General features: G+C 32.9%; 17 protein-coding genes and 1 pseudogene. 9 read left to right on the plus strand and 9 right to left on the minus strand.

What is annotated here, in order from left to right; genetic code table 11:
- Positions 1 to 10: 10 nt before the first annotated feature.
- Complete coding sequence (locus LZ575_RS05620) at positions 11 to 427, minus strand: helix-turn-helix domain-containing protein (RefSeq protein ID WP_235329688.1); 417 nt, start codon at positions 425 to 427, stop codon at positions 11 to 13.
- A gap of 231 nt (positions 428 to 658) precedes the next feature.
- Between LZ575_RS05620 and LZ575_RS05625 the strand changes: the two genes are divergently transcribed.
- Positions 659 to 961, plus strand: a complete 303-nt coding sequence (locus LZ575_RS05625) for a hypothetical protein (RefSeq protein WP_235329690.1) — start codon at positions 659 to 661, stop codon at positions 959 to 961.
- A gap of 812 nt (positions 962 to 1,773) precedes the next feature.
- Here the strand turns inward: LZ575_RS05625 and LZ575_RS05630 are convergent.
- The 5 genes from LZ575_RS05630 to LZ575_RS05650 form a co-directional block, all read right to left on the minus strand.
- On the minus strand, positions 1,774 to 1,986 hold the full coding sequence (locus LZ575_RS05630; protein ID WP_235329692.1) for a hypothetical protein: 213 nt from the start codon (positions 1,984 to 1,986) through the stop codon (positions 1,774 to 1,776).
- 53 nt (positions 1,987 to 2,039) lie between these two features.
- Positions 2,040 to 2,234: a hypothetical protein gene (locus tag LZ575_RS05635; protein ID WP_235329694.1), complete on the minus strand. Its 195-nt coding sequence runs from the start codon at positions 2,232 to 2,234 to the stop codon at positions 2,040 to 2,042.
- A 278-nt stretch (positions 2,235 to 2,512) separates the two neighbouring features.
- Complete coding sequence (locus LZ575_RS05640) at positions 2,513 to 3,262, minus strand: 3'-5' exonuclease (RefSeq protein WP_311196092.1); 750 nt, start codon at positions 3,260 to 3,262, stop codon at positions 2,513 to 2,515.
- Positions 3,263 to 3,331: 69 nt separating this feature from the next.
- Complete coding sequence (locus LZ575_RS05645; RefSeq protein WP_235329696.1) at positions 3,332 to 4,198, minus strand: UvrD-helicase domain-containing protein; 867 nt, start codon at positions 4,196 to 4,198, stop codon at positions 3,332 to 3,334.
- 68 nt (positions 4,199 to 4,266) lie between these two features.
- Positions 4,267 to 4,695: a hypothetical protein gene (locus tag LZ575_RS05650; protein WP_235329698.1), complete on the minus strand. Its 429-nt coding sequence runs from the start codon at positions 4,693 to 4,695 to the stop codon at positions 4,267 to 4,269.
- Positions 4,696 to 5,462: 767 nt separating this feature from the next.
- Here LZ575_RS05650 and LZ575_RS05655 point away from each other — a divergent pair.
- From LZ575_RS05655 to LZ575_RS05685, 6 genes are all read left to right on the plus strand, one after another.
- The gene (locus LZ575_RS05655; RefSeq protein WP_235329700.1) at positions 5,463 to 5,933 is read left to right on the plus strand and encodes an META domain-containing protein; all 471 of its coding nucleotides are present in this window, start codon (positions 5,463 to 5,465) and stop codon (positions 5,931 to 5,933) included.
- Positions 5,934 to 6,079: 146 nt separating this feature from the next.
- Positions 6,080 to 6,787 (plus strand): trans-aconitate 2-methyltransferase, encoded by a 708-nt coding sequence (locus LZ575_RS05660; RefSeq protein ID WP_235329702.1) that lies wholly within the window; start codon positions 6,080 to 6,082, stop codon positions 6,785 to 6,787.
- 574 nt (positions 6,788 to 7,361) lie between these two features.
- Entirely contained in the window at positions 7,362 to 7,685 is a 324-nt protein-coding gene (locus LZ575_RS05665) for a DUF262 domain-containing protein (RefSeq protein WP_235329704.1), read from the plus strand.
- A 332-nt stretch (positions 7,686 to 8,017) separates the two neighbouring features.
- Positions 8,018 to 8,695, plus strand: coding sequence for a hypothetical protein (locus tag LZ575_RS05670; protein WP_235329706.1), 678 nt, complete (start codon positions 8,018 to 8,020; stop codon positions 8,693 to 8,695).
- A 349-nt stretch (positions 8,696 to 9,044) separates the two neighbouring features.
- Complete coding sequence (locus tag LZ575_RS05680; protein WP_235329710.1) at positions 9,045 to 11,021, plus strand: DUF262 domain-containing protein; 1,977 nt, start codon at positions 9,045 to 9,047, stop codon at positions 11,019 to 11,021.
- A 76-nt stretch (positions 11,022 to 11,097) separates the two neighbouring features.
- Positions 11,098 to 12,045: a hypothetical protein gene (locus LZ575_RS05685; RefSeq protein ID WP_235329712.1), complete on the plus strand. Its 948-nt coding sequence runs from the start codon at positions 11,098 to 11,100 to the stop codon at positions 12,043 to 12,045.
- Between the two features lie 153 nt (positions 12,046 to 12,198).
- Here LZ575_RS05685 and LZ575_RS05690 read toward each other — a convergent pair whose 3' ends face one another.
- Complete coding sequence (locus LZ575_RS05690) at positions 12,199 to 12,888, minus strand: site-specific integrase (protein ID WP_235329714.1); 690 nt, start codon at positions 12,886 to 12,888, stop codon at positions 12,199 to 12,201.
- A gap of 115 nt (positions 12,889 to 13,003) precedes the next feature.
- Between LZ575_RS05690 and istA the strand changes: the two genes are divergently transcribed.
- The gene (gene istA, locus LZ575_RS05695) at positions 13,004 to 14,557 is read left to right on the plus strand and encodes an IS21 family transposase (RefSeq protein WP_235329716.1); all 1,554 of its coding nucleotides are present in this window, start codon (positions 13,004 to 13,006) and stop codon (positions 14,555 to 14,557) included.
- 22 nt (positions 14,558 to 14,579) lie between these two features.
- Positions 14,580 to 15,317 carry an IS21-like element helper ATPase IstB gene (gene istB, locus LZ575_RS05700; RefSeq protein ID WP_235329718.1) on the plus strand — a complete coding sequence of 246 codons (738 nt, stop codon included), beginning with the start codon at positions 14,580 to 14,582 and terminating at the stop codon, positions 15,315 to 15,317.
- A 146-nt stretch (positions 15,318 to 15,463) separates the two neighbouring features.
- Here istB and LZ575_RS05705 read toward each other — a convergent pair.
- Positions 15,464 to 16,048, minus strand: a pseudogene (locus LZ575_RS05705) (phage integrase SAM-like domain-containing protein); the annotation flags it as partial.
- A 327-nt stretch (positions 16,049 to 16,375) separates the two neighbouring features.
- Positions 16,376 to 16,861, minus strand: coding sequence for a hypothetical protein (locus tag LZ575_RS05710; RefSeq protein WP_235329720.1), 486 nt, complete (start codon positions 16,859 to 16,861; stop codon positions 16,376 to 16,378).
- Positions 16,862 to 16,863 lie beyond the last annotated feature (2 nt).

Here is a 16,863-nt window from a genome sequence, read left to right on the forward strand (position 1 = left end):
GAAAATGTAGTTATTTATTATTATTTAATTTCTCCAAATAAGCAACCTTATCCTTCTCCGCCTGAACTAAGCGCTCATAGAGTTTCTTATTTTCTTCATAAGCTTCTACAAGTTTATCCAAGGGATTAAAGGTACAATGGTGGTTTACTGTTGGACCCGCATTAATGGTTGAACCTTCATAATTATTTTGGATGTTGTTAAAGATAGCTTCTTCGGAAAACTTTTCAATAACCTCCTTTGTTACTCCTAGAACCTTCGCTATTTTTTCAAGCTTTTCTTCTTCTACTGTTTCACTCTGTTCCAGGTGCGAAACACTTTGTTGACTAATGCCTAGTTCCTCGGCAAGAGTTTCCTGTTTCATCCCACGAAGTTCTCGTATACGAGCAATCTTGCGGCCGATATGGTTTGATTTAGTAGCTGTTGTCATAATTCAAATATAAATAATTCTTTCTCTAACAATTTCGGATTATCCTTACGGGTAAATTACAACCCCGAATGAGTACTACACAAAGCCTATTGGTAGGGCACGGCTTTGAATCTATCTACCTTCAACAAAGAATAATAATCAGCATCATGAAGGATTATTCAAATATAGGATTTTATCCTTATTAAAAGGAAAACTCCCAGTTTTCAAAAACCAAATTAAAATTAATCAGCTATGAGAAAACAATCAATCCCTAAGAAATACCTAAAAGATCTCGTACAAGTGATTTGTTCTATTCTTGATGTGCACTCAATATATTTTATTGGTGCTCAACATGAAAACACTTTTTCCTCCTATATTTTCGATAAACAGAAAAAATCTTCAAAGAGGCACAACTATGGTATTACCATTATAATTATTAGTAAGGAATATGTTGCTGAGCCGAAACACTTTATTAATAAAGTGTTTACTAAGCTGGGGCAGAAAATAAAGATATATCCTATTCTTTATACTACTAATGAGGTCAATTACAGCTGAACTATGGTGATAATTTCCTGGCACGTGTCATATCCCCAGAAACAGAACTATATTCTACAGACAAGTTAGTAGTAACTGGTTATTGTGCTCATCCTTTTATCTACGCCAAGATCAAGAAGGAGTGGGAATTTCGTCTGAATAGAGCCTCATATTTTGAAGATAAAGTTGATACTTGTGCAACTTTCCGTGATGAAGCTGCCAAAATATTCTTGCTGTCCCAGGCCTTCCAACAAACTTGTGCCGCATTGTTAGCGGTTTTCTGGGAGTATAAGCCGTCAATTTTCGACCTGAATTTTCTATTAAACCTTTGTAACCATTTTAGTAGCAGCCCCAGCATAATATTTCCAAAAAAATCCTTTCGATCCCAGAGGGTTTATAATGCATTGGTTCAAGCCCAATACAATCTTTACTATAAATCCTATGTAGATATATCAGAAGAGGATACTGACTATGTGCATCATCTCCTGATTAAATTTTTAAACAAAGCGAAAATGCAAGGAATATTAAAACTCGAAGAATTGCAGCGTCTTCATCAGGTATAAATATAAATTATGAGGTGAAAAATAATGAAGTTTTTGAAAAGGTCTTTAAGGTTAAAGCAGGCCTAATCAACTCGTTTTCGTGCCAAGTTTTAATTAAAGAAAAAAACCGTAAGCAAAACATGTAGAATAATAAAATATATCACTTGATGATCTGATATATTTAAATTAGTTACGTTTTAGAATTAAATTAAAGATGTTTCATAATTTATTCACTTCCTGTTCTTTCACATTTTTTTCAATTTCATATTTTAACCAATTTGGAAATTCTTGTTAGGTGCGGGCAATGTGGTTTAGAAATTCATTCATACCAATTATTGTCACTTTGAATCCTTTGATTTCATCTAATTCAATAAATACCGTTACATCAGAAATTATACTTCTTCCTCTCCAAAAACCAGAATTGATTCTCATTTCATCCACATCGGTCCAATAATCATTATCCATCTCGCAAAGGATCATTAACGAATTAACTACATATTCCATTTGTTTAATAGTGAGTTGTCCGAATTGATTCCAAAACGTTGCTGACGCAATATTTAACTTTTGAGAAGGTTATTTTCCGGTGTGCCCACGAGAAAATTCAGGGTGTCAAAAGCTCCAAGAAAAGGTTGCTCGAAATTTTGCTCAAATTCAGGCACCTCCGTATTTCCTATTTTCACTGTTTCTAATTTGTCAATATTTATTAAATATTGTTCAAAGTCTAATTCTTGAAATTCTTCTTTTGCTTTCATTTCTACTTTTTTGTCCGCTTGCACCTAAATTTCTAATTATAAAAGGTTTCAATTCGGTGAGCTGTGTGAATTCTGTGTTTTCACTAATTATAATAAAACACGAGGATGGTGGATTTTTATGAATAATTTCAACAGTAGTAATTGCGAAATATTGCAAGTCTCCGGATCAACGATATAAATTGAAGACACCGAATTTTTTTAAATGTGTATTATATTTTTTTAATGCGTAAATTTTAAAAAGTTTATGGTGGGGTGAAGCATTGGTCGTCAATAAATTTTTACCATATATCATCTAACTCATCAAATAAATTTCCTTCCTCAGTTTCAACATCTTCTTTAATAGTATTTACTAAAAATAAAGATTCTCTTGCTCGTGTTAAGGCAACATATTTTAAATTGTTTTCTTGGATCGTTTCCCAAGATTTGTGATTGTCCTTTTTCAAAGGAAGTTTGTCATAATCCAAGATGAAAACTCTGTTATTTTCAAGTCCTTTAGCTTTATGTATAGTAGAAAGTTTAATTGCATCTTCACTTTCAGTAACAAGTCCTTCTATCCGTTTTACCAGCTCGTTTATTGTCAATACATCCACATGAATTGATGCTTGCCTTTGTAAAAAATTTATTCTTCTTTCAATATATTCAGTCTCTTCTTTTATAAACTCTTCCTTTGAGGAATCATTCACCATTTTTTTTGCTTTATTCTGAACAAAATAAATATTCCTTTCTTTAACTTTTTCAAAGAAATCATAACCGTTTTTATATACAAACCTTGTATTTAATTCTTGTTTGGAAAATAAAAAGCGGAGTTCATTAAATAGGTCTTTTACATCATCCTGGTGAATATTTACTTTTCTATTATTCTCAAGTAGGACAAAAAGCAATGTTGTTAAGGGTGCTTTTGTTCGGCTGATTATTAAATCTCCATCTTTAGCGACTCCAATAACTTGATTAAATTTAAGTTTTTCAATAATTCCTTCTTTATCTCTAAAAGGTTTTATATCCGCTCTAAAGTTTTGTGCATATTCGATAACATTATTTGGACACCTAAAACAAAATGATAAAGTTAGTTTAGTACAATTCTTTAATAAATTCTCAAACTAGCTAAAAGATTCAATGTCTGCTCCAGTAAATCCATAAATCGATTGACAAGGATCACCAACTGCAATGACCCGACCAGATTTTTTCACATATTTTAAGGCCACTGCTAATTGAGCTTTCGATAGATCTTGACATTCGTCAACAAAGAGTAAATCGTACTTTTTAATGGGGTAAACTTCAAAAACTTTTGGTAAGTAAAGCATATCAGTTAAATCAATTGTATTATGGCTTGTAGCAATTTTATTTCCTTCCTCTAAAAGTCTTTCTGTGCCTTTAAATAATATATCGATAACTGAGTCTAGAATTTTTTCGCTTGTTTTGTTTGGGTCAATTATGTTGAAATGAATAACCATCTCCTTAAATTTAAAGAAGTCATTTTTTTCTAATGTTAACCTAAATTTGTCAACTGAATCAAGGAGTTTATTCTTAAAATAATTGAAATAGTTATTCAGTTGGCTTTTTTCGAAATTGTTTTCTGGTTCAGGATTAATGTCATATAATTTCAAGTAGCGAAAGAATGCTTCCTTATTATAACTTTCAATTGATCTAGATATTAAGTCATTATATTTTCTAGTTTTTACATTATATGGAAGTTCTGAATTTGATTTTAAAATTTCAAATCCAAGTTGATGAAGGTTTTTAACAACAATATTGTCATTCTTTTTTTGTGATATTCTTTCTTGAATTTCATCTCTAATGCTCTTATTAAAAGCACAAAATAGAATTGAATTACTTTTTTCAACAAAGCCAATACTCTCAATTATAGTCGTTGTTTTTCCAGAACCAGCAACTGCATCTATAATTCCGTGATTCGAATCAAACTTTATGAAATTGTAAATTTTTTCTTGTTCAGGTGTTGGTGTCATTCAATTCCTCTTGGTTATGTTCAAATAATTGGCAAGTTCTTATAAATAGAATTAAAATAGGTGGTAAGTTATTTCTTGCCGAATAGCTTATCTATTTGTTTCTTCGTTAAGGCTTTAGAAAAACCAACATTTCCACTATTACTTCCATGAATAAATCTCACTGAAGTCATTCCCATAACGGAATAATAGTCAAGGGATAAGTAGCCGTCATTAAACTGTACGGTAATGTCTTCTTCTGGTGGATTATCCCAATTAGTTATTATTAAAGTATACAACTGATCGAAACTTTCCTCATTTATTGAGAAATTCTTGAACTCATCGATATGTTCATATTGAGTGTCTCTATATTGTACTGTATATACCTCATTTAATTTGTATACTTCTATATTTTTTAAAGATCCTATTTTAATGGGATTACTCTCTAATACTTTTAATTGAGCTTGCGACGTCAGGTTTATTGTCAAAGCCACAAATAAGACTAGCCATAATTTATTCATTTTTTAGAGGTTTATTTATGTTTATTTTTTTTGAATTCTCAAGTCTAACCTATAAAATTTATTAGGCCACAGGTTGAACTAGTGCTAAACGAATTGTCAATTTTTTTACATAAAAGAACAATCATTTTTACATGTCATGTCTAATTTCTTGATCAATTACAGAAGCAATCTCATATGCTGTTGAGGCTAATATAATCAATAATTTAACAAAAATTGAGGACTGTATTTCTTATTCTTAGGTGGGAGGGAAATAGCAAGAGGATAACACGCTGACGCAATGTTATTATTTATATTCCCCTCATTTTCACAGTTGTATGAATTGGGATTAGAAACTTTTAGATGAGATATACTGTAAAAACTTTGGGAAGGCCTGTAAATTCAAGAATTATTTACAGTAAATTCACTTAAAACACTATTTTTCTGAGTGCCGATGGTAAATGTTACTCTGTAGAGGGATGGAAGAAAGTCGTTCCTTTTACCACACATTTTATAGTATTAGTTCGGTAGATATGGGGCAAAAATTTTCTAGTGTTGCAAGAAAAAAGCGAACGAAGCAAAGCGAAGTGCTGCAAGCCCCAAAATCTACTATAACTAATACTATGTTGCGCGGCTGATTTTCTACAATTGAACCTTAAATAAACTTTAATTTAAAGACTAACTATTAGAACCTTTTAATTTTAATTTAGCAAAAAGTTGAACCAGATTTTCACTTTAAATTATCGTTGAAATACAATAGAGGAGAATATTATTTATCTTTCTTCTAAAAGTTGAATACGAAAATTAGAATTTTATTTATTTCAATTCTTGTAATTTTTACTTCCTGTAAAAATGAGGATCATAGTGGAAAAGTTGTTTTGGATAGTACTAGTGATTCTACCTCGGTAATAGATAGGTTGAATGGTAGTTGGAAGTTAATTAGAGTAAACGACACCTCATTTACTATTGAAAATGTGTATCCAATTAATTATGGAGGTCAACCTAAAATAGCCATAGATACAGATGAAAGAAAAATTGGAGGTTTTACAGGATGTAACACTTGGGGAACAACGTTAAATATTGTTGATAATTCGATTGTTTTTATTGATTCTATAGAAAAGCACGAACAAGGATGTGGGGGAACCTGGGAAGCAGAATACTTGAATTTACTGAAAAACAACAAATCATTTACTGTACAGGATGATCACTTAAAGTTGACTTCAAGTGATAATAAAACGCTGACATTTCAAAGAGTAAAATAAAAATTTTTGGATAAGACAAGAATGTCTGATCCCAAAATGGTTTGGGAATTTATCTCTTGGCATTTAGAAGGACTGGAAATTACTACATAAAAGAGTTTGAAAATAATTTAAAGCCTAAAGGATTACTCATAAATACGAAATAGCATATGAAAAAATCAACAGTAGAAGAAATTAGAGAGCGGTTTGACAATGATATAGAACGGTTCTCCAACCTTGGTACAGGTCAACTTGCTACAATTGACGCAAAGGTTTCGCTAGAACTTATTACAGAAGCCTCTAAACGTATTACACCTAAAGCTGAGAATTTATTAGATATTGGTTGTGGTGCAGGAAATTATTCTCTTATGATGCTTTCAAAATTACCAAATTTGAATTGCACCTTAGTTGATTTAAGTCAGCCTATGCTGGAAAGAGCATTAGAAAGAGTATTACAACAGGCAAAAAGAAAAGTAGAAATTGTGCAGGGGGACATTAGAGTTATAGAGCTGCCTGAAGAACATTTTGACATCATCTTAGTAAGTGCAGTCTTGCACCATTTGAGAGATGACAGAGACTGGGAAACTACCTTTACTAAACTTTTTAAGTTATTAAAACTAGGTGGTTGTTTAATGATTTCTGATCTGATTACACAAGACACCGAAGTAATAAATGACTATACTTGGGAAAAGTATGGCGACTATTTAGAACGCTTGGGTGGGAAAGAATACCGCGAAAAGGTCCTAGATTATATTGCAAAAGAAGATTCCCCTAGGTCAATGAATTATCAATTGGATCTTATGAAGAAAGTAGGTTTTAGGAAGGTTGAGATTCTTCACAAGAATATGTGTTTCGGAGCTTTTGGTGGAATAAAATAGTTAATCGTTAATCCTTATTGATCTTCTGTTTGTAACTAACGGAAGCACTTCCTTAGTCTGTTCCTGATATTCTTGATGATATTATTGCCGATTTGAACAGGGAATTTCAAAGCTTATTGAGCTGAGCATTTCCCCCGTTTGTAAAAAATAATAAGGGGACAGAGGTAATTACCCCTTTCCAGTCCCACAAAAATTCCCTTAACCTTTGGGTGGTAAGGAGTTTTTAAATAGCCCTTTTATAAGATTTGACGCAAATTTCTTCCTGTATATGATGCTTTACAAAGCATTTGACGCAAATTTACATCTAAACTATGTTTGACAGTGAATTAAATACCTGATAATCAATAGTGTGGGGGAATGTAACGGGGCTCTGCCCGTTACCCTCTTGCTATTCCCCATTTATTTTAAACTTATTTCTTTTATACCATTTTATAGGTCTCTTTTAGATCTTTACTACCCACCTTAATAGAAAAATTTATATAAAATATAAGTATCATTTTTTTTAAAAAGAAAAAATGCATAGGATTGCAGTTCTTCAACGTAAAGTTGTCATAAATGCCCAAATGAAATAGAAATGGATAATATATTAGAACTAAAAACCATAAGTGAACTTCAAGAATTTAATTTCTTTATACCATCTTACCAAAGAGGTTATAGATGGAGTACTAAAGAAGTTGTCGAGTTATTAAATGATATTTCCAATTTTACACCTAGATTAATAGAGGAACATAGTGATGAAAAAACATGGTATTGTCTTCAACCCATTGTTGTAAAGAAAATTGAGAATGGCAAATATGAGGTTATAGATGGGCAACAAAGACTTACTACCATATATTTGATTCTCTATTATTTAAATCAAGATTTTGTTGAAAAAAAAGAGATAAGTTATTTCAATTAGATTACCAAACGAGGAGCGGTTCAAAAGTTTTTCTGAGCCAATTAGAAGACGATATTGATAACAAAACGAATATTGACTTTTATTATATCTCAAATGCTTTTAAAGCAATTACTGATTGGTTTGAAAGCAAAGGGAGTAATTTTGACACAGGTGATTATCGTTCTAAATTTAAATTCAATTCTAAAGTCATTTGGTATTTAAGTAATGAGACTGATTCAATTTCAATTTTCACAAGAATAAATATTGGAAAAATTCCTTTAACAAATTCTGAATTAATTAAAGCACTTTTCCTTAATAGTTCAAATTTTCAAAACCAGGAAAATAAGCTTAGGTTGCGGCAATTAGAAATCGCAACTGAATGGGACAACATTGAGAATTCATTACAAGATGACAAATTTTGGTTCTTTTTAAATCAAAACAATGTTGCAACAAACAGAATAGAATTCATTTTTAACTTAATGAATGAAGAGCCAGACCCTAATGACAACTATGATACCTTTAGATATTTTAGTAAGAAATTTTCAAAAGGTAATAATGAGGAGTTAACAAAAAATTGGAATGAAGTAAAAAGGTATTATCAACGTTTTAGTGAATGGTTTAGTGAAAGGGAACTTTATCATAAAATCGGTTTTCTAATTAGCACTGAATCTACAAGCATTAAGGAACTTTACATCATGTCTGATGATATAAGTAAATCTGAGTTTAAAGAATATTTAGATAAACTTATCAAAAAGGATCTAAAAAATGTTGACATTAATGAGCTTCAATATTCGGATGGAAATGACGTAAGAAAAATCCTTTTGCTATACAATATTCTTACTATGCTGGCAAGTTCAAAAGACAACTCTTACTTTCCTTTTGATTTATATAAAAATGAAAAATGGGATATCGAACATATTACTTCTGTCAAGGATAAATTGCCTGAAAAAAATAAAAAACAGTGGATAGATGATGCTATTGTATTTGTTGGTAATGAAAGTAAAATAGAAAAGAGTCTTAGAAAAAAATAAACAATTGGAAAGAAGATGATGATGAAGGATTTAAAAGTTTATTCGAAGAAGTTGTTTCATATTTTAATTCTGAGTTAAGAGAGGATGATGACATTAATGATTTATCAAACCTCACATTGCTCGATGCTGGAACTAACAGAAGCTACAAAAACGCAGTATTTCCCTTTAAGAGAAAAACCATTATCAACCGCGATAAGCAAGGTGTTTTCATTCCTATCTGCACAAAGAATGTTTTCTTAAAATATTTCAGCGAATATCCTCCTAAAATTTCTTTTTGGTCCCAGGAAGACCGTGAGAATTACGAGAATGATTTAAATGACGTATTAAATTCTTACTTATCATAAATTCTATGCAAAACGAAAAATACAAAGGTAAAATCTTCAGTTTTTATGAACTATTAGCATCCAATAAAATTGAAATCCCCATTATCCAGCGTGATTACGCACAAGGAAGGAAGGATAAAAAGAAAATAAGACAAAATTTTTTAGAAGCTTTGTATGATAGCATTGACAAAGAAGAAAAAATAATGCTTGATTTCGTATACGGGAGTAATACAGACGATGCATTTCAACCATTAGATGGCCAGCAAAGATTAACAACATTATTTCTTTTACATTGGTACGCTGCACAAAAAGATAAAAAATTAGTCGATGAAAAAAATATTTTAATAAAATTTACATATGAAACAAGAATTTCCTCCCGAGATTTTTGTAATTCTCTGGTAGAAAACAGCCTTATTTTAACACAAGATTCACCTCCTAGTGAAACTATAATTGATTCACCTTGGTTTTATTTATCCTGGAAGAATGACCCTACCATCGATGCAATGCTTAGGACAATAGATGACATTCATCTTAAATTTTATAACACCCCTAATCTTTGGTATAAATTAACGTCTAAAGAATTTGACTTAATCCGATTTTATCACGTAGAATTAGAAAATATCGGTTTAACTGATGATCTCTATATCAAAATGAATGCAAGGGGGAAATTGCTTTCAACATTTGAAAACTTTAAAGCTGGATTTGAGAAAAGAATTCGAGATGAAAAATGGGAGTCTTTTTCGGACTTCACAAAATCATTTGCATTTAAAATAGATACTACTTGGACGGATCTATTTTGGAAACATTTTAGAAAAGATAATGCAGTTGATACTTCGTTCGTTAACTTTATTTCTACCCTATTAATGATTAGACAGTCCGTTGAAAGAAATAAAAAAACAGAAGAAAGATTGAGAATCATCTCAAAATTGCAAGAGGATTCAAATAACATCTCTCCCAAACTTTTTGAAGTTGATGATTTCAACTATCTAGTTGAATGCCTTAATCTTATTGACGATCATTTTGTTGAAATTGAAGCGATTAAGTTCAATTTCCCCCTTTTTAGGCATGAGCCAAAAGAAAGTTTAATTAAAACCATCACACTTGAATCAGACGCTTCATATACTCAGAAGGTACTTCTTTTTGCTCAATTAGAATATTTCAGAAAAGTGAAAATTATAGATACTCAAAAATACTTAGAGTGGATGAGAGTAGTTAGAAATATAATTTCTAGAGGGGACATAGAAAAAAGTGGTAAGAGACCTGACATCGTAAGAAGTCCAGCAACATTTGATGGTGTTATATACCTTATATCTGAGTTATCAACCGGGTGTAAGGATATTTATGGCCATTTATCAAATATTAGTAATCTAAGTTCAACATTTGCTAAAGAACAAGTTGAAGAGGAGAAATTTAAAGCTAAAATAATATTCAAAAATCCTGACTCTAAAAAAATACTTTTTGAGTTAGAAGATACAGATTTATTAAGGGGAAGAATTGATTTTATTTTTTACTGTTTGGATATTGACAAACAACAAGACAGTATTGATACTGAATTTTTAGAAGAAATTAAAAACGTATTCATAGACAACTTGAGTACCGACACATGCTTAACAAATGATTTAAGAAGAGCTTTACTGACCATATCAGTTAACGGTAGGTATGAATTTTATCACTATTGGTGGTCTTTTTGGAATGTAGTAGATAGTGATAAGAGAAGATTGATAGACAAATATCGTGAGATCGAATATCTGATCCACTCTGAGTTTAGCGAATATTTCAAAATTCTAATTCATAGACTTAGAAGTAACAGTTTGAAGGAGATAGTCAATAACTTTAATCCCGACAACAGTTTTCCTAATTGGAAACTAAAATTAATTAAGGAAGAAAATTTATTAAACGAGAATGGTTCAAATTACATAGCTATCTCTCAAGACAATAGTTATTGCTATTTATTAAAAAGTAAAAGACCGCGAGATAAAAAAGGGTGTATCAAAATTGAGTAAGAACTACCCTCAGCGGTCTGTGTATTTTTCATACCTACAGAGTAAACTTTATACATATATCGTTTAGCACCTTATTATGAGTGAAGATTTCAGGAATTTCCCGACTTATAACCAAGCAATTAAAGGAATTGAAAAATTAAAAAATATTGAATGGCCAATTTTTGAAAATTTTAAACAAACGGAGGATTATGTGAAGGCAATAGAAGATATTATTTTTCAAGAATTCGAAATAATTCCTTCAGCTTTACAATTTTTTAAACCTGATAAATTTAATTTATCAATATTCCGTGCAAGAGAAACAAGTACATTTAAGAATATTGACTTGATTTCGGAGCATAGTTATCCCCCGCTTAATATTACTAGCTTTGGAAGATGTAATTTTCCTGAAAATCCAGTCTTCTATGGTTCTGATCATCCAATAACTTGTCTTCTGGAAATTATTAGAGAATCTGATTATAAAGAAAAAGAATTCTGTCTAACGAAATGGGAGATTTTAAAATCTGATACTCCAGTAGCGATTCAACCTTTTTTTCATTCAGGTTTACCAAAAGAAAATGGATTTAGTGCTATTAAAGAAATGGAAACACTAAAACTTGATGAAACATTTGAAAACAAATTAGATTTGGACAAAAAAGCTGGATTACTAAAATTGTTAGACTTTTTCCGAACCACTTTTATTACTGATGCTAAGCATAAACTCTCCGCAGCAATTGCCTATAATTTCTTGTACGCAAAACATAATTTAAGAACTGATATTTTAATGTATCCCAGTATATATACCCAATTAACAGGAATGAACATGGCGATAAGTCCAAATTTTGTGGATAATCAAATGCAATTGAAAAGATTATATAAAATAAAAATTACAGATATTAATAAACAGGATAAAAAGTACAAACTTAGTATTGGAGAATATGCTTACGTCGAGAAGAATGTAATCATGTGGAATACCTTTAAAAAAAATGACAAACAGTTTGAAAAATTCTTTTCATTAGATTTGAAGAGTTACTTAAATCTATCATAAGAAGAAATTAGGAATTATAAGATATACAACGGAGCACTAGATTTAAGAATACGTTCCTTTAAACTAATTTTTCGTAATATTGTTTAAGAGAGATTTCAAATCTTTGGCATATTCTATTAGTATGGAAGGAGACGAATATAAATTTGTCCATGATTATTTTGAACATCCAGCTTTAACTTTATTCTGCTTTTTATTCAACATGATTTGATCCAATTTACTAATATCCAAGCTCAATTTTTTCTCCAGCACCCTGGCATAAATCTGGGTAGTGGAGAGTTTCTTATGTCCTAGTAGTTTTGAGACAGTTTCAATAGGAACTCCATTTGAAAGTGTAATTACAGTAGCAAAAGTGTGTCTGGCAGAATGAAATGTGATTTTCTTTCTTATTCCTATACTATCTATTATATCTTTTAAATATTTATTGATCTTCTGGTTCGAAATAACCGGAAAAACTTTCTTGGCCTCTTTAAAAACCTGTTCCTGATATTTTTTGATGATATCCTTAGCACATTCGAGCAGAGGGATTTTCACAGATTGCTGCGTTTTTTCCCTCTTTGTGTAAATCCAGTCCTTCCCATCTATCCCTTTCACAATTTGATCAGTAGTAAGTTCCTTTAAGTCGGTATAAGATAAGCCTGAGTAGCAAGAGAATAAGAACATATCTTTTACCCGTTCAAGGGATTCACTGGTAAATTTCGTTTCTTCTAAAATATGGAGCTCACGCTCTGTTAGAAATTGCCGATCATTTTTTTCAAATTTAAAGCTATAGTGGATATAACGGATCAAATTGTGCCAGTGATTTCGGTCGGTTAGTGCCAGACATTTCGGTTTAAATTGTGCCACTTTTTACTGGTTGGTAGGACTTATACCTAGTTCGTTTTGTGCCAGTGATTTCGGTTCTATTTGTGCCACTTTAAAAGATCAGGTAAATAATACCTTGTCGCTTAAAATAAGCGATATGGCCAACACACTTGATCCGATGGACTTAAAACAAATTCTTTCTTTACACCTCGATGGGCTTAGTAACCGTAAAATTGGTACAACCCTTGGAATCTCTCGCAATACGGTAAATAATTATATGCGTTTGTTCAAGGCTAGTGACTATTCTTATAAAGAATTGTTAGCCCTCGACAATGCAGCTTTAGAAGCACTTTTTCCTTCCCACACCACGATTGACAATGCGCGCTACGAGGAACTTATGCTCTATTTTGAGGGGGTCAATAAAGCCCGGAATCATCCCGGATTTACCTTTTTATACCATTACCAGGAGTATGTACAACAGGCCAAAGATCCTTATGGGTATACCCAGTTTATGGAACATTACTGGCGCAAATATGCCAGGGAGAAGGGGTCGATGAAACTTGAACATGACCCTGGGAAAGAATTATTTATTGATTTTGCGGGTAAGAAACTTCATATTATTGATAAGCAAACCGGAGAGGTGATCCCGGTAGAAGTATTTGTAGCCATCCTTCCCAATAGCCAATACACCTATGTGGAAGCCTGCAGGAGTCAGAAACGGGAAGACCTGATTAACTGCTGCAAAAATGCGCTGCAGTTTTATAGAGGAGTGCCCAAGGCCATCGTATCGGACAATCTAAAATCTGCTGTAACCCGAGCCAGTAAGTACGAGGCCGATATCAACCGGAGCTTTAAAGACTTTGCCCGGCATTATAACTGTGTGATCAATCCTACGCGGGGATATGCTCCTCAGGACAAGGCGCTGGTAGAGAATGCGGTAAACCTTGCCTACCAGCGCATCTATTACCCACTTCGGGAGATGCGCTTCTTCTCTTTGGAAGACCTGAACCGAGAGATAAGACGGCTGCTGGAACGATACAATAACCTGCTGTTCCGGCGTAAGGAAGCTAGTCGCCTGGAACTGTTCCAATCGGTGGAACGGGAATATCTAAAACCCTTGCCAGAGATGGCTTATGAACTCAAAGGCTATCGAAGGGCTAAAGTCCAGAAGATGGGCTATGTGTACTTCTCCCCGGATAAAAGCTACTACAGCGTACCCTATCGTTACATCGGAAAAGAAACCACTATCCATTATACTGGTTCTTCAGTCGAAGTCTATTATTACCATCAACGGATTGGCTTGCACCAGCGTAACCCCTCCAAAGGAAGCTATAATACCAACAAAGAGCATCTTAGCAGTACCCATAAATTCTATAGCGACTGGAGCCCGGAATTTTTTAAGAAGAAAGCGGCCGCGCATGGCAAGCACGTACTGGGTTGTGTAGAGAAAATAATGGCCGGAGTGGACTACCCGGAGATAGGCTACAAACGAGCTATGGGGGTGATCCAGCTCCATAAATCCTATGGCACGCAGCGTCTGGACAATGCCTGTAAAAGAGCACTTCAGGCAGATGCCGCTACCTACCAGCGCATCAAGAATATCCTGAAGAATAACCTGGATAAAACCTCCCTGTTCTACCAGGACCTGGAAGAAGATAAATCCCATATCCCCAAACACGATAACATCCGGGGTGCCTCGGCATATCAATAACGTATCATTAATCCAATGAAATATGAACAACAATCAGACTATTGAAAAACTAAAACAAATGCGCCTGGGGGCTATGGCCCAGTTACACCTGCAACATGTAAAGGACAACCGCATAGAAAACATCACTGCAGATGAATACCTGGCACTGCTAACTGACCACCAATGGGAAGACTGGCAGAACCGAAAGATAGAGCGGCTCTTAAAACAAGCGGGGTTCAAGCAACAGGCCAGCCTTGCCGATGTGAACTACACCCAGAACCGCAATCTGGACAAGAATATGTTTACCCGCTTAGGGAGCCTGGATTTTATCACCAGGAAGGAGAATATTATTCTTACCGGAGCTTCCGGGGTAGGTAAAAGTTATTTGGCTCAGGCTTTAGGACATCAGGGATGTATGATGGAATACAAAACCATCTACACCAATACCGCCCGGCTTTTAAAAAAACTAAAACTCAGTAAAGTGGACGGAACCTACCTTAAAGAATTAGGAAAACTCCTGAAAGCAGATTTGCTGATTCTTGATGATTTTGGCCTGCAGAGCTTTGATAACCATGCCAGGGAAACTTTAATGGATATCATTGACGATAGGTATAATAAAGCTTCTACTATTATATCCTCTCAATTACCTGTATCTGCTTGGTATGATATTATTGGTGAGGGAACTATAGCAGATGCTATTTTGGATAGGATCGTGAACTCCTCGCATCGAATAGATCTGAAAGGAGAGTCATTAAGAAAAGGAGCTTTAAAAAACGAGTAAGAGTAATTTTTTATATAATTGTAGTATCTTTTAAAGTGGCACTGTTTGACCGAAACAGGTGGCACCATCACTCCGAAATAGCCACTATAGCTCCTAAAAGGATTTTTCTCAAGCCATTCTAATTTGATTGCTAGGTTGAGGAGTTTCTTTAACCGTTCCAGATGTTTCATAGTTCCATTGGTTCCACAGGTTTTACGATCTTTTTTTGGACTGTAGCTTCTCAGGAACATTTCAAATACTGTAACGAACTGGTAATTGATATGTTTCAGGTAAATATTGTCGGTTTTCTTTTTCTTCTTTAAAAACTCTTCAAGATACTTTGCAGTAGTGTGGTAATTTTTAAGGGTTCCCCATTTAAGAGTGCCTTTCATTTTTTCATTATGATAAGCAACTATGTCCTTGATGGTTTTATGATCTTCATCCAGTCCCAGGTAAGAGGCTTTTACCTTAGCTGGGGTAATTAAGGAATCTTTATCTAAAAGTTTCTTATGGGTTTCGAGGAGTTTTGAATAGACTTGGTCCAGGTAGCTATTCAACTTTTTAACTCTGGGAGTAGTTCCTTTGAGTCTACCTTTGGAATTATCCCATTCATTCACGGAAGTCTTTCTTTGAAGACTCATTTCAGAGCATTTTCCATTTACTGTAATCCTTGCGTAAATGGATAAATCTTTTGTGTTCCGGTTCAGTTTTCTGGTAAAGAAAAGAACGGAAAAGGTAGTAAAATCAGGCATTTTATACGTCTTTAAGTGAAACAATAGTTTTTAAAGACGAAAGTCAAATTAACCGAAAGGTTCTTCTAAGATAGTGAATTAGTGAAAAGAAAGTATTCACCGAATCATTCACTAAACAGGTTGATATTATATGATATCATCTGATATCAATAAAAATAAAAAACACTGAAAATCAAATGATTAACAGTGTTTTATCTCCACTTATTAGGTGGTTCGTCGGGGTGTTACCCTCTTGCTATTCCCTCTTGCTATTCCATCTTGCCTATTAAATTACAGAAATGTTATTTTAAAAATTCATCTTTATTGACAGAGTTAATAAAGTAAAACTTAAAAATCATTTTCCATCATTTCTATATTCTTTTGTGTACCCTTATAAATTAATGGATATCTCGTATAAATTTTTCGACGTTCACCGGAGGAATTTTTGTTTTTCGGTCCTAAAGTGAGAAAAATAGATTTTTTAGAACTTAGAAAATTATGTAGCTCGCAGGCTGAAAATTTTTCTAAATCTGAAATAGTTAAACATTTAATAGTGTCCATTGAGAACTTTTGGCCTACTTCTTCAAGATTCACATACTCATTAAATCCTTTTCTATTATCAATTATGAATTTATAACCGTCTCTTTGAAATAGGGTATCTTTACTTTTAATGCTTATTAAGTAATGAAATAAGCCTTGTTCATCAGAATTTACAACACCATCCTTATCATAAATATTTAATTCTGTCGTCTTTTGTTTCGAATTTTGAGCAATTAAACTAAATGGTAAAATCAGAAAAAAAATGAGTAAATAATAGAAATATTGAGTTCTCATAG

The sequence above is a fragment of the Antarcticibacterium sp. 1MA-6-2 genome (genome assembly GCF_021535135.1).
Classification (GTDB): Bacteria; Bacteroidota; Bacteroidia; order Flavobacteriales; family Flavobacteriaceae; genus Gillisia.